Below are 21,511 nucleotides of genomic sequence, written 5' to 3' on the forward strand. Positions count from 1 at the left end.
GCCCCCACGGGGGGGCCGCCCCCCCCCGCCCCCCACCCCCAAACCCCACTTTCTCCCCCCCTCCACAACCCCCCGGGCGGGGCCCCGGCCCCCCCCCCTTCGTTTGGGAGGTTGTATCAGGCAGCGATGTCGAAACGGTCGGCGTTCATCACCTTGGTCCACGCCTTGACGAAATCGCCAACGAATTTCTGCCCGGCATCCGCCGACCCGTAGACCTCGGCCAGCGCGCGCAGCTGCGCATGCGAGCCGAAGATCAGGTCGGCGCGTGTGGCGGTCCACCTGACTGCCCTGGTCTTGCGGTCGCGTGCTTCGTAGACCTCATGCGAGCCGGGCTCGGAGGCCGGATCCCAGATGGTGCTCATCGAGAGCAGGTTGACGAAGAAGTCGTTCGTCAGCGTGCCCGGCCTGTCGGTCAACACACCATGCTTCGAGCCGCCGGTGTTGGCGCCGAGCACGCGCAGGCCACCAACCAGCACCGTCATCTCCGGCGCCGTCAGGTTGAGCAGTTGCGCCCGGTCGACCAGCATGGCTTCGACCGACATCGGCGGTTTGCCCCTGACATAGTTGCGGAAGCCGTCAATTTTCGGCTCGAGCGCCGCAAAGGAATGGACGTCGGTCTGCGCCTGCGAGGCGTCGGTGCGGCCGGGCGTGAAGGGGACCTTCACCGCATTGCCGCCATCCGTTGCGGCTTTCTCGACCGCGGCGACGCCGCCGAGCACGATGAGGTCGGCCAGCGAGACCTTCTTGCCGCTTGCGTTGAACTCGTTCTGGATGGCTTCGAGCTCCGCCAGCACGGTAGCCAGTTCGACAGGCTGGTTGACCTCCCAGTCCTTCTGCGGCGCCAGGCGAATGCGCGCGCCATTGGCGCCGCCGCGCTTGTCGGAGTTGCGGAAGGTCGAGGCCGAGGCCCAGGCGGTCGAGACCAATTGCGAAACGCTGAGGCCCGAAGCCAGGATCTTGGCCTTCAGCAATGCAATGTCCTGGTCGCTGACCAGCTCATGGTCGACGGCCGGAACCGGATCCTGCCAGATCAGCTCTTCCTTCGGCACCAACGGGCCGAGATACCGCACGACCGGCCCCATGTCGCGATGGGTGAGCTTGTACCAGGCACGGGCGAAGGCATCGGCGAACTGCTCCGGATGCTCATGGAAGCGGCGCGAGATCTTCTCATAGGCCGGGTCGGCCCGCAGCGCGAGGTCGGTGGTCAGCATTGCCGGCGCATGACGCTTCGAGGGATTGTGCGCGTCCGGCACCGTAACCGCGCCAGAGCCGCCCTTCGGCGTCCACTGATGGGCCCCGGCCGGGCTCTTGGTCAGCTCCCATTCGAAGTTGAAGAGATTGTCGAAGAAGTTACTGCTCCACTGGGTCGGCGTCGTCGTCCAGGTAACTTCGAGGCCGGACGTGATCGCATCGCCGGCAATGCCGGTGGCATGCTTGCTCGACCAGCCGAGGCCCTGCGCCTCGATGCCCGCGCCTTCCGGCTCGGCGCCGACAAGTGCTGCATCACCGGCCCCATGGGTCTTGCCGAATGTGTGGCCGCCGGCGATCAGCGCCACGGTTTCCTCATCGTTCATTGCCATGCGCGCGAAGGTCTCGCGGATGTCGCGGGCCGAGGCCAGCGGATCCGGCTTGCCGTTCGGCCCTTCCGGGTTGACGTAGATCAGGCCCATCTGCACCGCGCCGAGATGGCCGTGCAGCTCACGGTCGCCGGAATAGCGCTTGTCGTCGAGCCACTTGGTTTCCGAACCCCAGTCGACATCCTGCTCGGGCTCCCAGACATCGGCGCGGCCACCGGCAAAGCCAAAGGTCTTGAAGCCCATCGATTCCAGCGCGACGTTGCCGGTGAGAATCAACAGGTCGGCCCAAGAGATCTTGCGGCCGTATTTCTGCTTGACCGGCCACAAAAGCCGGCGCGCCTTGTCGAGATTGGCGTTGTCCGGCCAGCTGTTCAGCGGCGCGAAACGCTGCTGGCCCGCACCGGCGCCACCCCGGCCGTCGCCGATGCGATAGGTGCCGGCGCTGTGCCAGGCCATGCGGATGAACAGCGGCCCGTAATGGCCGAAATCGGCCGGCCACCAATCCTGCGAATCCGTCATCACCTTGTGCAAATCCTCGATCACCGCATCGAGGTCGAGCGTCTTGAACTCCGCGGCGTAGTCGAAAGCTTCGCCCATCGGGTCCGAAAGGCTCGACTGCTGGTGGAGAACGCCGATGTCGAGCTGGTTCGGCCACCAGTCGCGGTTGGTCCTGGCGGAGGTTCCATGCGCGACCGGGCATTTGCCGGCGCTGTTGTCGTCGGTCATCGCGTCCATCTTGGCCTCCGAATTGCTGATTTATGTGTTGGTTTTTCCGGGCCGGCCGGGAGCCGCGCCACTCTGGAATGGTTCCAGACTAAGCCGTCTCTTCGATAAAAACAAATTGCCTTTCCTGTTTGTTGCGATAGGTTTTCCTTATGATTGGCCTGACGGTGCGGCAGATGCAGTATTTCGAGGCTTTGGCGCAAACGCTGCATTTCGGCCGCGCCGCAAAACTCGCCGGTGTCAGCCAGCCGGCGCTGTCCGCGCAGATCGCCGAGATGGAGCAAAGGCTGAACTGCCGGCTGTTCGAGCGCGGCGGCAAGGCGGTGCGGATGACGGAAGAGGCGCAAGCGCTGCTGCCACGCATCGAGCGCATCCTGCGCGACATCAGCGACGTCGAGACGACGGCCCGGCGCGGCCGCCCGGCCATGGAAGGCCGCTTCCGGCTGGGCATCATCCCGACCGTGGCGCCGTATCTTTTGCCGCATGTGCTCCCGGAGCTGAAGCGGCATTTTCCGTCCCTGCAGCTCGAACTGCGCGAAGCAGTGACGGCATCACTGGTCGAGGACACGGCAACCGGACGGCTCGACGCCTTCATCGCCGCGCTGCCGCTCGAGCAGCCGGGCCTGGTCACCGAGGAACTGTTCGCCGACCGCTTCTTCCTCGCCGTGCCAGCCGGAGATCCAGCCTTCGCCTCGCCACCGGTGCCGCCGGAAAGCCCGGCGCTGGAGCGGTTGATGCTTTTGGAGGAAGGCCACTGCCTGCGCGAACAGGCGCTGGCCCTGTGCGGCAGCGTGCGCCCGGTGGCAATGGCAAGCTATGGCGCCACCAGCCTGACGACGCTCTTGCAGATGGTGGCGCATGGTCTCGGCGTCACGCTCATCCCCGAAATGGCGGCAAGGCCGGCCAGCGCCATGCCGGACCTCAAGATCGTGCCGTTCCAGGAGCCAATGCCGCAACGCACGATCTGCCTGGCCTGGCGCCGCAACAAGGTGCGGCATGATGAGTGCGTCGAGTTGGCGAAGATCATTCGCGGGCTGGGTGGGATGGTGATGGGGGGGTGAGTCGTTTGGGTCTTGGATGTCGCCTTGGGAACCCCGAAAAAAAGCTCAAATCAGGCGCGTTCGAGAATACCCGCCTTGGTGGCTGGTCGCCAGATCGCACCAAAGCCTCAAGGGATAAATACCAGAAATACATACGTAAAAAACACAACGGCATGGACGATTCCGGTCAGGAAGGTCGTCCTTTCGTTGCTAAAGCTTACGCCGCATATGAAAAGCGCTAAAACCAAAAGTACTGCGTCAGCTTCCGGGAGCCCCAGGGTTAAGCCTCGTCCCGTAAGCAGGCTGGCTGCTGCGACCGCAGGTATCGTCAAGCCAATCGTGGCGCAAGCCGAACCCATTGCGACATTCAGGCCGCGCTGCAGCTCATTGTTGAGTGAAGCACGAACCGCCGAAATGGCTTCCGGCATCAAAACCAGACCCGCGATCATTGCCCCCACAATGCTGTCAGCCTGGGTCATCTGGTAAGCAACGAGCGCATTTTCAACACTTGCGGCGACCTGCTCGGCGAGCATGACAATTCCGATCAGTCCGATTATCAGGAGCAGAGCGCTGGAAGAGATGCTTTTGTGAGGGGCGGTTCGCGCCGAAAGGTCGTGTGCCAGTCCTTCGATGAAGTCGTCCCGGTGCCGGACGGTTTGCGCGAACACAAAACTTGCATAGAGCAGCACGGAAAGTACGCTCACAAGGCCAAGCTGAGCTGCCGAAAATGTGCCGGCATCGGTGGTCCGTGTATAGGTCGGCAGGATAAGCGTCATGACGGTCAGTGCGGCCAGAACCGCCAGATATGCGCTTGTCCCTTGCCGGACAATTGCCTGCTTGCGATGACGCCAGCCGCCAAACGTGAGACACGTCCCCACAACGCCGGTGGAGGCAATCATCACCGTCGAGAAGACGGACTCACGTGCAAGCGTGGGGTTGTTCTCTCCATGCAGCATCATGGAAACGATGATCGACACCTCGATTGCCGTCACGGCAAAAGTCAGCACCAATGTGCCGTAGGGTTCCCCCACACGGTGGGCCACCGCCTCGGCGTGATCGAGCACCACGAAAATAGTGATGAACATGATCGCACTCGAGAGCGCTCCGACGAGAATCCTGACGCTCGGCGAACCTTCGTCCATCGATAGCCCGCTGACTCTGACCGCAACGGCCAGTGCCAGCGCGGCCAAAGGCATCGCATAGGAAGTCGCTGATCGTGCGAAACCAGTCATTCAAGCCCCAATGCGTTCGGCGAACCTTGCGGAAGCCTGTCGAGCACCCCAATGTCGTTTCGAAGCGGGCAATCCCGTCCCCCGGCGTTCAACCCTCAAGCCGTCTTCTGCACCACCAGCCCCAGTTCCTCCACCATCGCCTCGCGCATCAGAAACTTCTGCGGTTTTCCCGTCACCGTCATGGGCAGTTCGGTGCGGAAGCGGATGTAGCGGGGGATTTTGTAGTGGGCGATCTGGCCGGCGCAGAAATTCTTGATCTCCTGCTCGGTGGCGATCTGGTTGGGCTTCAGCACGATCCAGGCGCACAGCTCCTCGCCATATTTGGCGTCGGGAATGCCGAACACCTGCACCTCCTTGACCTTGGGATGGCGGTAGAGGAATTCCTCGACCTCTCTGGGATAGACGTTTTCGCCGCCGCGGATGACCATGTCCTTGACCCGGCCGACAATGTTGCAATAGCCCTTGGCGTCGATGGTGGCGAGATCACCGGTGTGCATCCAGCCGTCGGCGTCGATCGCCTCGCGGGTTTTTTCCGCGTCGTCCCAGTAGCCTTTCATGACGGAATAGCCGCGGGTGCACAGCTCGCCCGGCGCGCTGATGGCGACGGTGGCGCCCTCGGCGTCGATGGCCTTGACCTCGACATGCGGATGGATGCGCCCGACAGTGGAGACGCGTTTTTCCAGCGGGTCGTCGACGCTGCTCTGGAAGGAGACGGGACTCGTCTCCGTCATGCCATAGGCTATGGTCACCTCTTCCATATGCATCAGCGACACCACCTTCTTCATCACCTCGATCGGGCATGGTGAGCCCGCCATGATGCCGGTGCGCAGGCTGGAGAGATCGAAGCTGGCGAAATCCGCATGGTCGAGCATGGCGACGAACATGGTCGGTACGCCGTAAAGGCCGGTGCAGCGTTCCTGCGCCAACGCCTTCAGCGTGGCGCCGGCGTCAAAACCCTCGCCCGGGAAAACCATGGTTGCGCCTTTGGAGACACAGCCCATCGTGCCCATCGACATGCCGAAGCAGTGGTAGAGCGGCACCGGGATGCAGAGCCGGTCGTCGACGGTGAGCTTGATCGCAGCGGTGACGAAATTGCCATTGTTGACGATGTTGGTGTGGGTCAGCGTCGCGCCCTTGGGCGCGCCCGTCGTGCCTGATGTGAACTGGATGTTGATGGCCTCGCCCGGCTTCAGCCCTTCGGAGATGCGGTCGAGGCTGTCATGCTCGTCGCGGCCGGCCATCGACAGCACATCGGCGAAATTGAACATGCCGGGCGAGTTGTCGTCGCCCATGCGAATGACGATCTTCAGCGTCGGCAATTTCTGCGCCTTGAGCTTGCCGGGGGTGGCCTTGGCGAGCTCCGGCGCCAGCGTCTCGATCATGCCGAGATAGTCGGAGGTCTTGAAACTGGCGGCGGTGACCAGCGCCTTGCAGCCGACCTTGTTGAGGGCATATTCCAGCTCCGTCAGCCGGTAGGCCGGGTTGATGTTGACCAGGATCAGGCCGATGCGAGCTGTGGCGAATTGGGTGACCAGCCATTCCCAGCGGTTGGGCGACCAGATGCCGACACGGTCGCCTTTTTCGAGGCCGAGCGCCAGGAAGCCGGCGGCGAGCGTATCGACCGTGTCCGACAATTCGCTCCAGGTGAAGCGCTTGTCCTGTCCGACGAAGACGGCAGCATCCTGCGTGGCGTATCTGCCGACCGTGTCGGAGAAAAGCTGAGGGATCGTCTTGTCGAGCAGCGGCACCGAACGGTCGCCCGACACATGTGCCCGGCCGTCGAGCGGAGCGATGAACGCCCTGCCGCGCCCGCGCAGATTGGTGGCGTTCTTAAGCTCGTCGAGATTAATCGCCATCGCCGTTTCCTCCCGATGAGTGAGCCTAGCAGCCTGATGGGGTGGTGGAAAGTACAGGCGGTTCCCCTCCCCCTCGAGGGGAGGGTGCCTCGCGAAGCGAGGCGGGTGGGGTCCTCGGCGAAGTGCTCGACTTCCTTGGTCACGGTCGACCCGGCTTGGGTGGTCTCGCGTCGAGCACTGCCGGAGCGACCCCACCCGTCCATCCGCCTTTGGCGGCTGTCCACCCTCCCCTCAAGGGGGAGGGAGCGCGCTCATCTTCGCGGCTATTTCCCGCACTAGCGCCTCATCCGCAGCAGCACGATCTTTCCTGGCAGCCACGAGGCAGGCCTGCGACTTCAGCACAACCCCATCGGCCAGCACCTTGAGATGGTTGGCGCGCAGGGTCGAGCCGGTGGTGGTGATGTCGACGATGACATCGGCAAGGCCTGCCGCCGGCGCGCCTTCGGTGGCGCCGAGGCTTTCGACGATGCGGTAAACCTGGATGCCGTGCTTTTGCGAGAAGAATTGTTGCGTCAGCCGCCAATATTTGGTTGCGATCCTCAGCCGCCTGCCGTGGCGCTGGCGGAAATCGGCGGCGACATCGTCGAGATCGGCCATAGTATCGACGTCGAGCCAGATGCCGGGCACCGCGACCACGACATCGGCATGGCCGAAACCGAGACGGGCGACGATTTCGGCGCGCGCCTCCCAGTCGGCGAGGTTTTCGCGCAGCAGGTCCTCGCCGGTAATGCCGAGGTCGACCGAGCCTTGGCCGATCTCGCCGGCGATCTCGGACGCGGACAGGAACGCCACCTCGATGCCTTCGGCATTGTCGATGCGGGCGCGGTACTGGCGCTCATCGCCGGGCAGGCTGACTGCGAGTCCGGCTTTGGCCAACACTTCCAGCGCCTGCTCCTTGAGCCGGCCTTTGGATGGGATCGCCAGCGTGATCATTGCGGCTCTCCCCGCAGCGCTGCGATGCGGTCGAGCCAGACGGAGAAGCCGACGCCGGGGATCGGCGTCTTGGCGCCGAGCAGGGTCAGCAGCCGGTCGTAGCGTCCGCCACCGGCCAGCGGCCGCTCGCCGCCAAGTGCCGCGATCTCGAAGACGATGCCGGTATAGTAATCCAGCGGACGGCCGAAGGCGGCGTCATAGCGGATCGTCTTTGCGGGCAGGCCATGCGCCTCGATGGCCTTGGCGCGGGCGGCGAATTTTTCCAGCGCCGCGCCCAGCGAAAGCCCGGCAGAGGCCGCAAAGCTTTCGAGCGCAGCGCTGGCGCCGTCGAGCGGCACGTCGATGGCGAGAAAATCCCTGAGTGCTGCAAAGGCCTCGTTCGACAGCCGCACGCTGCGCAGTTCGCCCTTTTCGATCAGCCGTCGGGCAATGTCGACCGGCGCGCGTCCGCCGGATGCCAGCAGGCCGGCCTCTTCCATGCCGCCGGCAATGTGGGCGGAAAGCGCTTCGAGATCGCCATCTAGGACAAGGGCCGCGACTTCGCCGTCAAGCTGACCGTTGCGTGGCGGGTTGGCGAGATCGGACAACGCTGCCTGCAGCATCGGCGCCGAACCGAAGGCGCGCGCAAGTCGCATGCGCCAGCCGCGCGGCAGGCCGAGGGCCGCCAGCACCGCCTCGAAGATGGTCTGGTCGCCGAGCGTGATCGCCAGAGGTTGCGCCGGCAGAACCAGCTCAAGCAGCGCATGCGCATCAGCCAGCGAACGGGCATCGGCCTCAGCCATGTCGCGGTCGCCGAGATCCTCGATGCCGGCCTGAAAGAACTCGTTGCCGCCCTCGCGGCGCTGGCGGAACACTTCGCCGAGATAGGAATAGCGGCGCGGCGTGCCGGCCTGCGAGGCGATGTGGTCGAGGCAGACGGGGATGGTGAATTCGGGCCGCAGACACAGCGTCTTGCCGGTCTCGCTTTCCGTGAGAAAGATACGGCGGCGCAGATCCTCGCCGGCCATATCGAGGAATGGGTCGGCCGGCTGCAGCACCGCGACCTCGACCGCATGGGTGTTGCGGGTGGCGAAGAGCTTGGTGATTTCCGTCGCGATTGCGGGGCGGGAGGTCATGGGCGGCGCGAGGCACCCCCCTCTGGCCTGCCGGCCATCTCCCCCTCAAGGGGGGAGATTGGCAGCTTGCGGCGCAGCGCCTCTTCTTCACCGGCGGAGATTGGCGAAAGCCTACGCAACATCCAATCTCCCCCCTTGAGGGGGAGATGGCCGGCAGGCCAGAGGGGGGCGTTCAAGCGCCACCCTTCGCACGGTCAGCGGCCTGCGCAGCCAAAATCTTCTTCACCTCGGCGACCAGCTCAGCCTCCGGCACCGTGACCTGTGCCGGTCTTGCGGCGCGCCATTCGGCGTTGTCGGCGATTTCAGCGGACATGCGCGCGCCTTCGATCAGATCCTTGATCTGCAGCTCGCCCTTGGCGCGCTCGTCGCCGCCCTGGATAACGGCGACCGGGCTGCCGCGGCGGTCGGCATATTTCAGCTGCGCCTTCATGCCGGCGCCGCCGAGATACATTTCGGAGCGGATGCCGGCCGCGCGCAGATCGGCCACCATCTTCTGGTAGCGACCGAGGCTTTCCGTATCCTTGTCCATCACCAGCACGACGACCGGCGCGATGACATCGGTGGTGTCCAGCTTGCCGAGGTTCTTCAGCGCCGTCATCAGGCGGGAGACGCCGATCGAAAAGCCGGTCGCCGGCACCGGCTCGCCACGGAAGCGCGAGACCAGCCCGTCATAGCGGCCGCCACCACCGACCGAACCGAAGCGCACGATCTGGCCGTCTTCGTTGGGGATTTCGGCCAGAAGCTCGGCCTCGAAAACCGGGCCGGTGTAGTATTCGAGGCCACGAACGACGGAGCGGTCCATGGCGATGCGATCTTCGCCATATCCGGCCGCCCTGACCAGGGCTTCAATCGTCGCGAGCTCGCCGACGCCTTCTTGGTAAGTCGGGTTCGAGCTCACTATGGAAACCTGGTCGACCTGTGCGTTCCTTGCCGTGGCGAGGAGAACTGCTTCAGCTTGCCCGTCGTCCAAACCAGCGCCCTTGGCGAAGTCGCCCTCGCCTTCCTTGCCGCCATCCCATCGGCCCGGCCCAAGCAGAAGCTTCACGCCTTCCGGCCCGAGCTTGTCCAGCTTGTCGATGGCGCGCAGCACGGTCAGCCGGCGGCCGGCATTGTTGTCACCGCCAAGGCCGATCGCCTCCAGCACGCCATCCAGCACCTTGCGGTTGTTGACCCGGATGACGTAGTCGCCACGCTTGATGCCAAGCGCTTCCATCACGTCGGCCATCATCATGGCCATCTCGGCGTCGGCTGCGACGCCCGGCGTACCGATCGTGTCGGCGTCGAACTGCATGAACTGGCGGAAGCGGCCCGGGCCGGGCTTTTCGTTGCGGAACACCCAGCCGGAGCGGTAGCTGCGATAGGGTTTCGGCAGCTTCTCAAAATTCTCGGCGACGTAGCGCGCCGTCGGCGCGGTCAGGTCGTAGCGCAGCGACAGCCACTGCTCATCATCGTCCTGGAAAGAAAATACGCCCTCATTAGGCCGGTCCTGGTCGGGCAGGAACTTGCCCAGCGCATCGGTGTATTCGATCAGCGGCTGGTCGGCCGGCTCGAAACCGTAGAGCTCATAGACCGAACGGATCGTCGCCATCATCTTCTCGACGGCGCGCATATCGTCGGCGCTGCGGTCGGCAAAGCCGCGCGGCAGCCGCGCTTTCGTCTTTTCCGATTTGTCGGCCATGGGATGGGTCTTTTCGCTAAGTAATCGATAACTTATTTGGAGTCGGCGTGTCCTAACCGAAGCGGCTTGGTGCGGCAAGGGTTTGCGCTCTTTCCTTCTCATTCGAAACAAAACGCACCAAAAGGAAACAATTCCGCCATCGGCGCGGCATCGTGCCGACACAATCAGAGCCGATAAGCGCGCCGAAACAAGGGGGTGGGCCCATGACCACGGCGGAACGCAAATTCGATATTGGAGACGAGGGCTCGTATGAAGTCCGGCTGCGGCCGGCCGAGAGCCGTGCGCAGGTGACGGCGAGCCCCGGTCCGTTTGAGGTCACTGCCGACGAGCGCAAGGGCTCCACCGTGCGCGAGGCGCTGATGACTGGATTGCTGGTGATTTATCCGGCCTTTGCGGCACTGGCGGCGATTGTCGCCGGGCTTTTTCTGACGGGCGCCAGCGGGACGTGAGTTCCTTACCCTCCCCCTTTTGGGGAGGGTCGACGTAGCGTCGGGGTGGGGGTGCGGCGCCAAGATACCCCCACCCGCGCCTTCGGCGCGACCTCCCCACAAGGGGGAGGTAGGGGGACAGCGCCCTACTTCGGCCTCTTAAAGGCCTTGCGTTCCTTCTCCACCTGCTCCCGGCACACGCAGCCTTCGAGATGGTCGTTGACCAGACCCATCGCCTGCATGAAGGCGTAGACCGTCGTCGGGCCGACAAAGGTCCAGCCGCGCTTTTTCAACTCCTTCGAAATCCTGATCGAGACCCCTGTCGTCGGGTTGGCGCGTAGATGCGCCATGTCCACCACCGCCGGCCGCTCCTTCGGCCCCGGCTCGAACTTCCAGAACCAAGCGGCCAGCGAGCCGAACTCGTCGACCATTTCGCACGCCCGTTTGGCGTTGTTGATGGTCGAGACGATCTTGCCGCGGTGGCGGATGATGCCGGCATTGGCGACTAGGCGCTCGACATCCTCGTCGGTGAAGGCAGCGACCTTGTCGAAGTCGAAACCGGCGAAGGCCTCGCGGAAATTCTCGCGCTTGCGCAGAATGGTCAGCCAGGACAGGCCGGACTGAAAGCCTTCGAGGCAGATCTTTTCGAACAGCCTGCGGTCGTCGGCGACCGGCCGGCCCCATTCATGGTCGTGGTAGTGCAGATAGTCCGGCAGATTGCCGTGCCAGAAGCAGCGCGTGATCCCGTCGGAGCCGGTAAGCAGTCCGGTGTTGTCTTGCGCCATGGCCAATCCATCCGTTAACGCGCTTTCGCGCTGCATTTACCGCGGCTTTACCAGATTCCTGAACCCGGCGGTAACCACACCAAAAGGTTTACTGACAAAGCGGCATTTTACGCATTCCGATTCATGTTTCGGTTGTGGCTTCGCGCCAAGGATCGCGCAACCGGGGGCAAGTTCCGCCTCCGTCCGTTCGACGATCAAGGTGCGTTCCGATGAAGATCTTTTTGCGTTCCGTGCTCGGCGCCGTGGCCATTCTGGCCGCCGGCGTCACCTCGTCTGCCGCCAACGACCGCTATGCCGACAGGCCGCCGGTGATGGTGAGCCCCGACCTTTCCGCGCCCTGGGTGCTGCAGCTTGGCCGCGCGCCCGGCATCGTGCGGCAGAGCCGCCAGTTCGTGCAGCAGCAGCCACGCCTTCGCTATGCGCAGCCAGCGCGACCCGATCGGGTGCGCACTGCTTCCGTGCAGGCGCCGGCCAAGCGCGTGGTGATGCGGCCGCAGATCAATCCGCTCTATCTGCCGCAGGAAGTCGCCTATGACGGCCCGCAGAAGCCGGGCACGATCGTCATCGATACGACGCAGAACTTCCTGTTCCTGGTCGAGAAGAACGGCAAGGCGCGGCGCTATGGCGTCGGCACCGGCAAGCCTGGGTTCGAATGGTCTGGCACGCACAAGATCACCAACAAGCGCGTCTGGCCGGACTGGCGCCCGCCAGCGGAGATGATCAAGCGCGAGGCTGCCAGGGGCCGCTACCTCCCGACCTATCTGGCCGGTGGCGAAGAGAATCCGCTCGGCGCCCGCGCGCTCTATCTCGGCACGACGGAATACCGCATCCACGGCACCAACCAGCCATGGACCATCGGCGGCTCGGTATCTTCCGGCTGTATCCGCATGCGCAACGAGGACGTGGTTGACCTTTACGAGAGGGTCAATGTTGGAACGACCGTGGTCGTGATATAGTCGGCTACCGAATCATCTGGTTCAGAAGGCTAGACCTTCAGGGATCGGGAAGAGTTTACGGGGGACGGGCCGTGTGGGGATGCGGCCAGTCAGGAAAGGGCAGCCCGGGAAACCGCGCTGCCCTTTCTCTTTGCGGCTATAGCTGAGCCAGGCTGCGCCAGAACGTCGCGCCAGGGGGATGACGGTTCGCTTTCACGCTGCCTTGCCGCATTTCCCCTGCTATAGGGACGGCCAAACTCCCCTGCGCCAAACTCGCTGCAAAGGTTCAGCCATGTCTCCGCCAGACGATAGCCGCTATCTCCGGGGCGGCCCGGTCGCCCAGCGCATCATGGCATCCGTGCGCGAGGATGCCGCCATCGCCACCGCCGAAGGTTTTCCGCCCAAGCTGGTGTCGATCACCGTCGGCGATACCGCTGCCGTCGATGTCTATGTGCGCAACCAGCGCGCCAAGGCCGCGCTTGCCGGCATCGGTTTCGAGGAGCGGCGGTTCCCCGCCGACATCAGCGCCGGCGAACTCGAGGCGGCGATCCACGGCCTGAACGCCGACCCGCGCGTCACCGGCATCATCATCCAGCGGCCGGTGCCGGCGCATATCCCGATCAAGACGCTGCAAGCGGCGGTGCATCCACTGAAGGACGTCGAGGGCATGCATCCGGCGTCGATCGGCAATATCGTCTACAACCAGCTCGACCTCGCGCCTTGCACGGCTGCGGCCTCGGTCGAGCTGCTCAAGGAAACCGGCCTCGACCTCAAGGGGCTCGAAGTCGTCGTCGTCGGCCATTCCGAGATCGTCGGCAAGCCGATTGCCTTCCTGCTGATGAGCGAAGGCGCAACGGTGACGGTGTGCCATCACATGACGCGCTCGGTGGCGGCACATGCGCGCCGCGCCGATGCGCTGTTCGTCGCCGTCGGCAAGCCGCGGCTGATCAAGGCCGACATGGTGAAGCCCGGTGCGGCCGTCATCGACATCGGCATCAATTCCGAGATCGGCCCGGACGGCACGAGCCGCATCGTCGGCGACGTCGACACCGAGAGCGTGAAGGAAGTCGCGTCCTGGATCACGCCGGTGCCGGGCGGCGTCGGCCCGATCACTGTGGCGATCCTCTTGCGCAACACAATGGTCGCGCTCAGCCGCCAGCGCGCGCGCTACCAGGCGACGTATGGCGTGGTGGACCGGCTGGCAGCGGAATAGCTGCTTACTCGGCGGCGACCAGGTTTCCTTCGGAGACGCCCTCCGGCTTCGGACCACCATAGGCCCAGTCGAGCAGCTTGATCGTGTGCACCACCGGCAGCTTCGCGGCGGAAGCGATCTGGGTGATGCAGCCGATGTTGCCGGTGGCGACGATTTCGGCGTCGGTCGCCTCGATGTTCTTCACCTTGCGGTCACGCAACCTTGCGGAAATCTCCGGCTGCAGGATGTTGTAGGTGCCGGCGGAGCCGCAGCACAGATGCCCCTCGCGCGGTTCGCGCACGACGAAGCCCGCCTTGGACAGCAATTCCTTCGGCTGGCGGATGATCTTCTGACCGTGCTGCATCGAGCAGGCGGAGTGATAGGCGACGACGGTGCCGGGTTTGCGCACCGGCTCGGGCAGGTCGAGGCTTGCGAGATATTCGGTAATGTCCCTGGCCAGCGCCGAGACCCGCGCGGCCTTGTCGGCATAGGCCGGATCGAGGCGCAGCATGAAGCCGTAGTCCTTGATCGTTGTGCCGCAGCCGGACGCGGTGATGACGATGGCATCGAGCCCGCCCTGGTCGATGGCACGCGTCCACGCATCGACATTCTGCCGGGCCGAGGCAAGGGCTGCTGCCTCGCGGCCCATATGATGGACAACCGCGCCACAGCAGGCTTCGCCCTGCGGCACCACGACCTCGACGCCAAGCCTGGTCAGCAATGCAATCGTCGTCTCGTTGATGGCGGGGTCGAGTACCGATTGGGCGCAGCCGGTGAGGATGGCGACGCGGCCTCTCTTCGTCCCCTGCCCGGCATGAATGCCGGAAGAGGCCATTGGCGAGACCGTCGGGATCGAGGCCGGTGCCAGCTTCAGCATCGCGCTGAGCGGCTTCAGGGCCGACACCTTTTCGAACAGACGAATGAATGGCTTGCCGAGTCTCGCCAATTTCAGCGCGGCGCGAAAGCGCGCGGGATAGGGCAGCACGAAGGCCAGCATGGCGCGGGTGAGCCGGTCGAGCAGCGGCCGCTTGTAAGTTTCCTCGATATGGGCGCGGGCATGGTCGACCAAGTGCATGTAATTGACGCCCGACGGGCAGGTCGTCATGCAGGCGAGGCAGGACAGGCAGCGGTCGATATGGGTGACGATCTCCTTGTCGGCCGGGCGGCCGTTCTCCAGCATGTCCTTGATGAGATAGATCCGCCCGCGTGGCGAATCCAGCTCGTTGCCCAATGTCACATAGGTCGGGCAAGTGGCGGTGCAGAAGCCGCAATGCACGCATTTGCGCAGGATCTTCTCCGATTCCGCGACATGCGGATCAGCAAGCTGGGCAAGGGAGAAGTTGGTTTGCATTATCTTAGCCTTGGGCCATGCGGCCGGGATTGAGGATGGACTTGGGATCGAACTCGGCCTTGAGCCGCGCCGACAGTGCGGCCAGATGCGGCGCCTGCGGCTCGAACACCGGAACGGCGGCGCGATACGAAGGGGTGGCGCGCACCAGCGTCGCGTGGCCGCCGCGATGCTTTCTGATCAGCCCGCGCAGCAGGGCGGCCTCGGGATCGCCCTCCTCCATGCGCAGCCAGACCAGCCCGCCCTGCCAGTCGTAGAAGGCGCTGACACCGATCTGCATGCGCAGCGTCAGCACCATCTGATGGGCCTGAGACGGCGCCATGGAGACGCGCCAGACCGGCTTTTCGCTACGGTCGGCGAATGGCGTGCAGTCCCTTATGTCACGCCAGAGGGTATGCGATGTCTCACCTGCGATCTCCTGCAGCGGGCCGGCATTTTTCAGCAGGGTCTTCAGCGCCTCAATGCGATAGGCGACCGATGGGCCAAACCCTTCGACGCGCAGCAGCGTTGCAGCGTCAGTGCCTAGACTGCCCCCGGCAACGCGCGCGGCGATGCGTTCGGGCAGATGGGCCGCGCTCGACACTTCGGCGCTGGAGCCGAGCGCCAGCGCCATGGCGGCAGAGGCGGCATCGTCGAGTAGGCCGCGCATGGCAAGCGTCACCTCGATCTCGGCCGCCGGCAGCACCTTGAAGGTGACATCGGTGAATACAGCCAGCGTGCCCCAGCTGTTGGCCATCAGCTTCGACAGATCGTAGCCGGTAACATTCTTGACGACGCGGCCGCCTGATTTGAACGCTTCGCCACGACCGGCAACCGCGTTGATGCCAAGGATATGGTCGCGCGCGGCGCCCGCCTTCAGCCGGCGCGGGCCGGACAGGTTGGCGGCAAGCACGCCGCCGATCGTGCCCTTGCCGGGCTCGCCGCCGAGTAAAGGACCGTAATCCATAGGTTCGAAGGCGAGCTGCTGGCCGTTTTCGGCGAGCAGGTTTTCGATCTCGGAAAGCGGCGTGCCGGCCTTGGCCGACAGCACCAACTCGGCCGGCTCGTAGAGGGTGACGCCGGTGAGCTTCGAAAGATCGAGCGTGTGTTCGCTCTGCTGTGGCCGGCCGATGCCGCGCTTGGAGCCGTGGCCGATGATTTCCAAAGGTGACTCTTCCGCCGCCGCCCATTGGACGGTGGAGAGGATCTCGGCCGATGTGGTGGGAGTGAAGGTCGTCATGGCGAAGATGGGTCGAGTTCCTTCGCGCCCCCCTCTGTCCTGCCGGACATCTCCCCCTCAAGGGGGGAGATCGGAAGTCGCGTCCGATTTCGCCAATCTCCGACCTTGAAGGAAGGGTAAGGCGCGCATGCTGCCAATCTCTCCCCTTGAGGGGGAGATGTCCGGCAGGACAGAGGGGGGTATTCACGCGCCAACTTAGCCACTCAAAACCTCGGAATGTCCGGAAACGCCACCTGGCCGCGATGCACGTGCATGCGCCCAAGCTCCGCACAGCGGCGCAGTTGTGGAAACACTTTTCCCGGGTTAAGCAGATGGTTGGGATCGAAGGCGCATTTGACGCGCATTTGCTGGTCGAGGTCGATCTGGTTGAACATCTCCGGCATCAAATCGCGCTTCTCGACGCCGACGCCGTGCTCGCCGGTCAAGACGCCGCCGACCTTGACGCAGAGCCGCAAGATGTCGGCGCCAAAACTTTCCGCCTTGTCGAGTTCGCCCGGCACGTTGGCGTCGTAGAGGATCAGCGGATGCAGATTGCCGTCGCCGGCGTGGAAGACGTTGGCGACGCCGAGGCCGTATTTCTCCGACAGTTCGCGCATGCCGGCGAGCACACCCGGCAATTCCTTGCGCGGGATGGTGCCATCCATGCAGTAATAGTCGGGCGAGATGCGGCCGACCGCCGGGAAGGCCGCCTTGCGGCCAGCCCAGAAACTCAGCCGCTCCTGTTCGGATTGCGAGATGCGACAGGTGGTGGAGCTGTTCCTATAGGCGATCGCTTCGACGAGACCGATCAGGTGATCGACCTCGACGCCCGGCCCGTCGAGTTCGACGATCAGCAGCGCCTCGACATCAAGGGGGTAGCCAGCATTAACGAAATCCTCCGCGGCATGGATTGCCGGCCGGTCCATCATCTCCATGCCGCCGGGGATAATGCCGGCGCCGATGATGTCGGCGACGCACTGGCCGCCCTGCTCGCTGGTCGGAAAGCCGATCAGCAGAGCGCGGGCCGTCTCCGGCTTTTTCAGGATGCGGACGGTGACCTCGGTGACGACGCCGAGCAGGCCTTCGGACCCCGTCATGACGCCGAGGAGATCATAGCCTTCCGAGTCCAGATGATTGCCGCCAAGCCGCACCACCTCGCCGTTCATCAGCACCATCTCGATGCCGAGCACATTGTTGGCGGTCAGGCCGTATTTCAGGCAGTGCACGCCGCCGGAATTTTCCGCGACATTGCCACCGATCGAGCAGGCGATCTGGGAGGATGGATCGGGGGCGTAATAAAAGCCCTCCTGCTCGACGGCAGTAGTGATGCCGAGATTGGTGACGCCCGGCTGGGCGACGACGACGCGGTCGGGATAGTCGATGGCAAGGATGCGGTTGAAGCGGCTCATGACCAGCAGCACGGCATCTTCAAGCGGCAACGCGCCCCCGGAGAGCGAGGTCCCGGAGCCTCGCGGCACGACACGGATGTTGCGGTCGTTGCAGTATTTCAGCACCCGCGACACCTGCATCACCGTCTCGGGCAGTACCACGACCAGCGGCAATTGCCGGTAGGCGGTGAGGCCGTCGCTTTCGAAGGCGCGCATTTCATTGGTGGCGTCCACGACGCCCTCGCCCGGCACGATGATGCGCATGTCGGCGACGATCTCCGCCCGCCTTCGCATCGTGGCGTCGTCTGGCTTGGGCATGACAAGGCCGGACATCGGCAGCGTCCTCCGCTTGGCTGGTAAAAATCTTTTACCAGTTACATTCGGATGTTGCAAACACCGCGTCGGGCAAAGAGCGTACTGCCAGCCTTCCGCAGCGGCAATCTGCCGCTGGCCCGGCAGGGCGGATCGTCCAGCGCCTTGCCCTTCGCTGGCTCAGGGCGTTCGAAGCTCGAAAAGCCAAGCAATTGGCTTTTCGTCCGCTGCGCGGACCGCTTCTCACTCCCCCGGATGTTTCGCCGGCTCGGAATGCATCCGCCTGACTCGCCGCACGCCCCACCAGACCAGCACGATAGCGACCGGCACCGCCGCGGCAGTGACGATTTCGGGTGCAAAGGCATGGCCGAAGATCGAGGCGCCCTTGGCGAGATAGGAGATCAGGCCGACGACATAGTAGGACACTGCTGCCACCGACAGGCCTTCCACCGTCTGTTGCAGCCGCAGTTGCAGCCGGGCGCGGTTGTTCATCGACGCCAGCAGATCGCGGTTCTGCTTCTCGACCTCGACATCGACCCAGGTGCGCAGCAGCGTGGTGGCGCGGGTTAGTTTGCGCGACAGGTTGGCCTGGCGCTCCTCGACCGAACGGCAGGTGCGCATGGCAGGCGCCACCCGCCGCTGCAGGAAGCCGCCCCAAGTGTCATAGCCGGGCACGGCTTCTTCGTCCAGCGCTTGCAGCCGCTCGACAACGATGCCGTCATAGGCGCGGCTGGCGCCGAAGCGATAGAGGCTGGAGGCGGCATCAGCCTCGAGTTCAGCGGCAAGCTCGGTCAGGTCGGCGAGCAGCGTCTGGCTGTCGCGGGTTTCAGCGACCTTCATTTCCAGCGTGGTCTGCGCCAGCCGGTCCTCGATGCGGCGGGCGCGGCTCGACAGGGTCAGCGCCAGCGGCAGGCCGAGCATGGCAAGCGTGCGATACGTCTCGAGGTCGATCAGCCGCTGCGTCAGCGCGCCGGTCCGCGCCGGCGTGAGGCCGCGATCGAGCACCAGGATGCGGGTCAGGCCGTCGCCGTCCTGGCGGAAGTCGGTGATGATGGCCGCGTTGCCGCGCTCGACCAGCGAATAGCACAGGCTCGTCGGGTCGAAGGCCGCGATCAGCTTTTCGCTCGCCTGCGTCCATTTGCGGATTTCGAGCCTTATCCCTGAAATGACCGTTCCCGGCGGCGAAAAGCCGTTGCCGAAGGGACAGTCTTCTTGCGCCGCCCTGCTGCTTTCGGCCAGCGGGCCTTCCCACAGATAGGTCGAAAATTCCGTATGCCGCTCCCAGCGCAGCGTACCCTTGCCCCACTTCATGGCGTGGTGGCGGGCATGACGGTCGGGCGCCGCGATGCCGAGGCGCCGCGACAGTTCGGAGAGCACGGCCATGTCGACGCCGGCGCCGCCCTCGGTCATGAAGGCGAGTTGCACAAGCACGCGCGGCTTCTCGATCAGCGGATGCGGCCGGGCATGGACCTCGCCGATCGCGCCGGGCCGTCCCTCATGCGCGGGAAAGCCCATCACGCTGCCCTGGGCGCGCGGCTGGAATTCGAGGTTGGACGTCTCGTCCGACACGGTGGTCCCCCCTGTTCTCGACCCTTCGTGTGATGGCGTCCTCTAAAGGCAATCCATGAGGCGCGTAAACACCAAAGTCTAGCATCGTAGGTCCTGCCGGCGCGACGCGCAGACCGACCCGATTGGGCGAATTGGATAAATAATTTGACCAGTTGGCGACGCTGGCTTTATCTTGCGCGACGCCGGTTCAATTTCCCAGGCCCCCGTTGAGCGATATTTTCTCCAGGATCGAGCATTCGCGCACCGCCGACGAGGTGGTGCAGCAGATCGAAAGCCTGATCCTTGAAGGCGTGCTGCGCACCGGCGACCGGCTGCCGGGCGAGCGCGAGCTGGCGCGCCAGTTCGACGTGTCGCGGCCGATCCTGCGCGATGCGCTGAAGGCGCTGGAAGGGCGCGGGCTGCTGATCACCAAGGCCGGCGGCGGCACCCATGTCGCCGACGTCATCGGCCAGTTGTTCACCAAGCCGGTGACCGACCTCATCTCGATGCACCGCAAGGCGGTGACCGACTATCTGGAATACCGCCGCGAGATCGAAGGTGTTGCGGCCGAATATGCGGCGCGGCGCGCGACAGCGGACGACATTGCGCTGCTCGACCGCATCATGGCGCGCATGGACGAGGCGCACCGCACCGGCGATTTCGACGACGAGGCGGAAATCGACGTCGAGTTCCACCATGCTGTGTGCGAATGCGCGCACAACATCATCCTCTTGCACACGCTGCGCTCCTGCTACCGGCTGCTGTCTGAAGGCGTGTTCCAGAACCGGCTTCTGGTGTTCAGCGTGCCCGGAGCGCGCGAGGCGCTGCTGGCCCAGCACGGCGCGATCTACAAAGCCGTGAAGGCCGGCGATCCCTCAGCTGCCCGCCAGGCGGCGATGGACCATATCTCCTATGTCGAGCGCTCGATGCTCGAGGCCGAACGCAGCGGCGACTGGCAGCGCGTGTCGCGGCTCAGGCTTAAGCAGCGCTCCGACGCCGACGACGGCTTCAAGACGACTGGCTAACGAGGAACCACCATGAGCGACATCCTCACCATTGCCGATCTCAAGGACCTGGCGCGCCGGCGGGTGCCGAAGATGTTCTACGACTATGCCGATTCCGGCGCCTGGACCGAAAGCACCTACCGCGCCAACGAGGAGGACTTCCAGAAGATAAAATTCCGTCAGCGCGTGCTGGTCGACATGAGCAACCGCTCGCTGGAATCGACCATGATCGGCGAGAAAGTGGCGATACCGGTGGCGCTTGCCCCAACTGGAATGACCGGCATGCAGCATGCCGATGGCGAGATGCTGGCGGCGCAGGCGGCAGAGGAATTCGGCGTGCCGTTCACGCTGTCGACGATGAGCATCTGCTCGATCGAGGATGTCGCGTCGGTGACGAAGAAGCCGTTCTGGTTCCAGCTCTACGTGCTTCGCGACAAGGATTTCGTGCTCGACCTGATCGACAGGGCGAAGGCTGCAAAATGCTCGGCGCTGGTGTTGACGCTCGACCTGCAGATCCTGGGGCAGCGCCACAAGGATGTCCGCAACGGGCTGTCGGCGCCGCCCAAGATGACGCTGGCCAACATTGCCAACATCGCCATGCGGCCGCGCTGGCTGATGGGCATTGCCGGCACCAAGCGCCGCACCTTCCGCAACATTGTCGGCCATGCCAAGGGCGTCGGCGACGTCGCTTCGCTGGCATCGTGGACGACGGAGCAGTTCGACCCGCACCTGTCGTGGAAGGACGTCGCCTGGATCAAGGAGCGCTGGGGCGGCAAGCTGATCCTGAAAGGTATTCTCGACAAAGAGGACGCGCTGATGGCGGTCGAGACCGGCGCCGACGCCATCATCGTTTCCAACCATGGCGGGCGCCAGCTCGACGGCGCATCGTCGTCAATCATGGCGCTGGAGGAGATCGCCGATGCCGTCGGCGACAGGATCGAGGTGCATATGGACGGCGGCATCCGCTCGGGCCAGGACGTGCTGAAGGCGCTTTGCCTCGGCGCCAAGGGCACCTATATCGGCCGCCCGTTCCTGTACGGGTTGGGCGCCATGGGCAAGCAAGGCGTGACCCTGGCGCTGGACATCATCCGCAAGGAGATGGACATCACGCTGGCACTGTGCGGCAAACGGCTGGTGACCGAGATGGGCAAGGACCAGTTGCGGCGATAGGGTCTTGTTCACCGATTAGACCCTAGCCTCGCTGGATCACGGAGACGAA

At 64.4% G+C, this 21,511-nt stretch carries 17 protein-coding genes; 6 read left to right on the top strand and 11 right to left on the bottom strand.

Translation table 11 applies throughout. The features are described 5' to 3' along the window. Positions 1-116 precede the first annotated feature (116 nt). Positions 117-2,312: a catalase/peroxidase HPI gene (gene katG, locus NKI46_RS25895; RefSeq protein WP_023738280.1), complete on the bottom strand. Its 2,196-nt coding sequence runs from the start codon at positions 2,310-2,312 to the stop codon at positions 117-119. A gap of 140 nt (positions 2,313-2,452) precedes the next feature. On the opposite strand from katG, the gene NKI46_RS25900 reads away from it, so the two are divergent. Next, a complete protein-coding gene (locus NKI46_RS25900; protein ID WP_023749153.1) occupies positions 2,453-3,361 on the top strand; it encodes a hydrogen peroxide-inducible genes activator in 909 nt (302 codons plus the stop codon). A 107-nt stretch (positions 3,362-3,468) separates the two neighbouring features. On the opposite strand, the gene NKI46_RS25905 is transcribed toward NKI46_RS25900, so the two are convergent. The 5 genes from NKI46_RS25905 to hisS all read right to left on the bottom strand — a co-directional run bounded on the left by NKI46_RS25905 (position 3,469) and on the right by hisS (position 10,154). Then, on the bottom strand, positions 3,469-4,572 hold the full coding sequence (locus NKI46_RS25905; protein WP_023738279.1) for a calcium:cation antiporter: 1,104 nt from the start codon (positions 4,570-4,572) through the stop codon (positions 3,469-3,471). Between the two features lie 95 nt (positions 4,573-4,667). Then, positions 4,668-6,428 carry an AMP-binding protein gene (locus NKI46_RS25910; RefSeq protein WP_023738278.1) on the bottom strand — a complete coding sequence of 587 codons (1,761 nt, stop codon included), beginning with the start codon at positions 6,426-6,428 and terminating at the stop codon, positions 4,668-4,670. 231 nt (positions 6,429-6,659) lie between these two features. Further along, a complete protein-coding gene (gene hisG / locus NKI46_RS25915; RefSeq protein ID WP_023740501.1) occupies positions 6,660-7,361 on the bottom strand; it encodes an ATP phosphoribosyltransferase in 702 nt (233 codons plus the stop codon). Next, positions 7,358-8,476 carry an ATP phosphoribosyltransferase regulatory subunit gene (locus NKI46_RS25920; protein WP_352748679.1) on the bottom strand — a complete coding sequence of 373 codons (1,119 nt, stop codon included), beginning with the start codon at positions 8,474-8,476 and terminating at the stop codon, positions 7,358-7,360. Before NKI46_RS25920 ends, hisG begins: the two co-directional genes overlap by 4 nt. A gap of 172 nt (positions 8,477-8,648) precedes the next feature. Next, complete coding sequence (hisS, locus tag NKI46_RS25925; protein WP_352748682.1) at positions 8,649-10,154, bottom strand: histidine--tRNA ligase; 1,506 nt, start codon at positions 10,152-10,154, stop codon at positions 8,649-8,651. A 203-nt stretch (positions 10,155-10,357) separates the two neighbouring features. Between hisS and NKI46_RS25930 the strand changes: the two genes are divergently transcribed. Next, positions 10,358-10,603 carry a hypothetical protein gene (locus tag NKI46_RS25930; protein ID WP_023701296.1) on the top strand — a complete coding sequence of 82 codons (246 nt, stop codon included), beginning with the start codon at positions 10,358-10,360 and terminating at the stop codon, positions 10,601-10,603. Between the two features lie 125 nt (positions 10,604-10,728). On the opposite strand, the gene NKI46_RS25935 is transcribed toward NKI46_RS25930, so the two are convergent. Next, on the bottom strand, positions 10,729-11,367 hold the full coding sequence (locus NKI46_RS25935) for a DNA-3-methyladenine glycosylase I (protein WP_023670545.1): 639 nt from the start codon (positions 11,365-11,367) through the stop codon (positions 10,729-10,731). A gap of 209 nt (positions 11,368-11,576) precedes the next feature. On the opposite strand from NKI46_RS25935, the gene NKI46_RS25940 reads away from it, so the two are divergent. Together NKI46_RS25940 and NKI46_RS25945 are read left to right on the top strand one after the other, a co-directional pair. After that, positions 11,577-12,323, top strand: a complete 747-nt coding sequence (locus NKI46_RS25940) for a L,D-transpeptidase (protein WP_023670546.1) — start codon at positions 11,577-11,579, stop codon at positions 12,321-12,323. A 271-nt stretch (positions 12,324-12,594) separates the two neighbouring features. Further along, on the top strand, positions 12,595-13,515 hold the full coding sequence (locus NKI46_RS25945; RefSeq protein WP_023670547.1) for a bifunctional 5,10-methylenetetrahydrofolate dehydrogenase/5,10-methenyltetrahydrofolate cyclohydrolase: 921 nt from the start codon (positions 12,595-12,597) through the stop codon (positions 13,513-13,515). 4 nt (positions 13,516-13,519) lie between these two features. On the opposite strand, the gene glcF is transcribed toward NKI46_RS25945, so the two are convergent. The 4 genes from glcF to NKI46_RS25965 form a co-directional block, all read right to left on the bottom strand. Continuing rightward, a complete protein-coding gene (gene glcF, locus NKI46_RS25950; protein ID WP_023681832.1) occupies positions 13,520-14,845 on the bottom strand; it encodes a glycolate oxidase subunit GlcF in 1,326 nt (441 codons plus the stop codon). A gap of 4 nt (positions 14,846-14,849) precedes the next feature. Then, positions 14,850-16,061 carry a glycolate oxidase subunit GlcE gene (gene glcE / locus NKI46_RS25955; protein WP_352748686.1) on the bottom strand — a complete coding sequence of 404 codons (1,212 nt, stop codon included), beginning with the start codon at positions 16,059-16,061 and terminating at the stop codon, positions 14,850-14,852. Positions 16,062-16,264: 203 nt separating this feature from the next. Further along, entirely contained in the window at positions 16,265-17,761 is a 1,497-nt protein-coding gene (locus NKI46_RS25960; protein WP_352748689.1) for an FAD-linked oxidase C-terminal domain-containing protein, read from the bottom strand. Positions 17,762-17,983: 222 nt separating this feature from the next. After that, positions 17,984-19,309, bottom strand: coding sequence for a DUF3422 family protein (locus NKI46_RS25965; protein ID WP_352748692.1), 1,326 nt, complete (start codon positions 19,307-19,309; stop codon positions 17,984-17,986). Between the two features lie 206 nt (positions 19,310-19,515). On the opposite strand from NKI46_RS25965, the gene NKI46_RS25970 reads away from it, so the two are divergent. Both NKI46_RS25970 and NKI46_RS25975 read left to right on the top strand, forming a co-directional pair. Continuing rightward, positions 19,516-20,313 (top strand): FCD domain-containing protein, encoded by a 798-nt coding sequence (locus NKI46_RS25970; protein WP_023695102.1) that lies wholly within the window; start codon positions 19,516-19,518, stop codon positions 20,311-20,313. A 12-nt stretch (positions 20,314-20,325) separates the two neighbouring features. Continuing rightward, on the top strand, positions 20,326-21,462 hold the full coding sequence (locus NKI46_RS25975; protein ID WP_023715638.1) for an alpha-hydroxy acid oxidase: 1,137 nt from the start codon (positions 20,326-20,328) through the stop codon (positions 21,460-21,462). The last annotated feature ends 49 nt before the right edge of the window (positions 21,463-21,511 follow it).

Source organism: Mesorhizobium sp. M0615 (assembly GCF_040320805.1).
Classification (GTDB): domain Bacteria; phylum Pseudomonadota; class Alphaproteobacteria; order Rhizobiales; family Rhizobiaceae; genus Mesorhizobium.

Coding starts and splice junctions, on each gene's coding strand:
- katG (WP_023738280.1), bottom strand. CDS start 2,312: ATGGACGCGATGACCGACGACAACAGCGCCGGCAAATGCCCGGTCGCG.
- NKI46_RS25975 (WP_023715638.1), top strand. CDS start 20,326: ATGAGCGACATCCTCACCATTGCCGATCTCAAGGACCTGGCGCGCCGG.
- NKI46_RS25900 (WP_023749153.1), top strand. CDS start 2,453: ATGATTGGCCTGACGGTGCGGCAGATGCAGTATTTCGAGGCTTTGGCG.
- glcF (WP_023681832.1), bottom strand. CDS start 14,845: ATGCAAACCAACTTCTCCCTTGCCCAGCTTGCTGATCCGCATGTCGCG.
- NKI46_RS25940 (WP_023670546.1), top strand. CDS start 11,577: ATGAAGATCTTTTTGCGTTCCGTGCTCGGCGCCGTGGCCATTCTGGCC.
- NKI46_RS25945 (WP_023670547.1), top strand. CDS start 12,595: ATGTCTCCGCCAGACGATAGCCGCTATCTCCGGGGCGGCCCGGTCGCC.
- NKI46_RS25910 (WP_023738278.1), bottom strand. CDS start 6,428: ATGGCGATTAATCTCGACGAGCTTAAGAACGCCACCAATCTGCGCGGG.
- NKI46_RS25905 (WP_023738279.1), bottom strand. CDS start 4,572: ATGACTGGTTTCGCACGATCAGCGACTTCCTATGCGATGCCTTTGGCC.
- hisS (WP_352748682.1), bottom strand. CDS start 10,154: ATGGCCGACAAATCGGAAAAGACGAAAGCGCGGCTGCCGCGCGGCTTT.
- hisG (WP_023740501.1), bottom strand. CDS start 7,361: ATGATCACGCTGGCGATCCCATCCAAAGGCCGGCTCAAGGAGCAGGCG.
- NKI46_RS25960 (WP_352748689.1), bottom strand. CDS start 17,761: ATGTCCGGCCTTGTCATGCCCAAGCCAGACGACGCCACGATGCGAAGG.
- glcE (WP_352748686.1), bottom strand. CDS start 16,061: ATGACGACCTTCACTCCCACCACATCGGCCGAGATCCTCTCCACCGTC.
- NKI46_RS25920 (WP_352748679.1), bottom strand. CDS start 8,476: ATGACCTCCCGCCCCGCAATCGCGACGGAAATCACCAAGCTCTTCGCC.
- NKI46_RS25930 (WP_023701296.1), top strand. CDS start 10,358: ATGACCACGGCGGAACGCAAATTCGATATTGGAGACGAGGGCTCGTAT.
- NKI46_RS25935 (WP_023670545.1), bottom strand. CDS start 11,367: ATGGCGCAAGACAACACCGGACTGCTTACCGGCTCCGACGGGATCACG.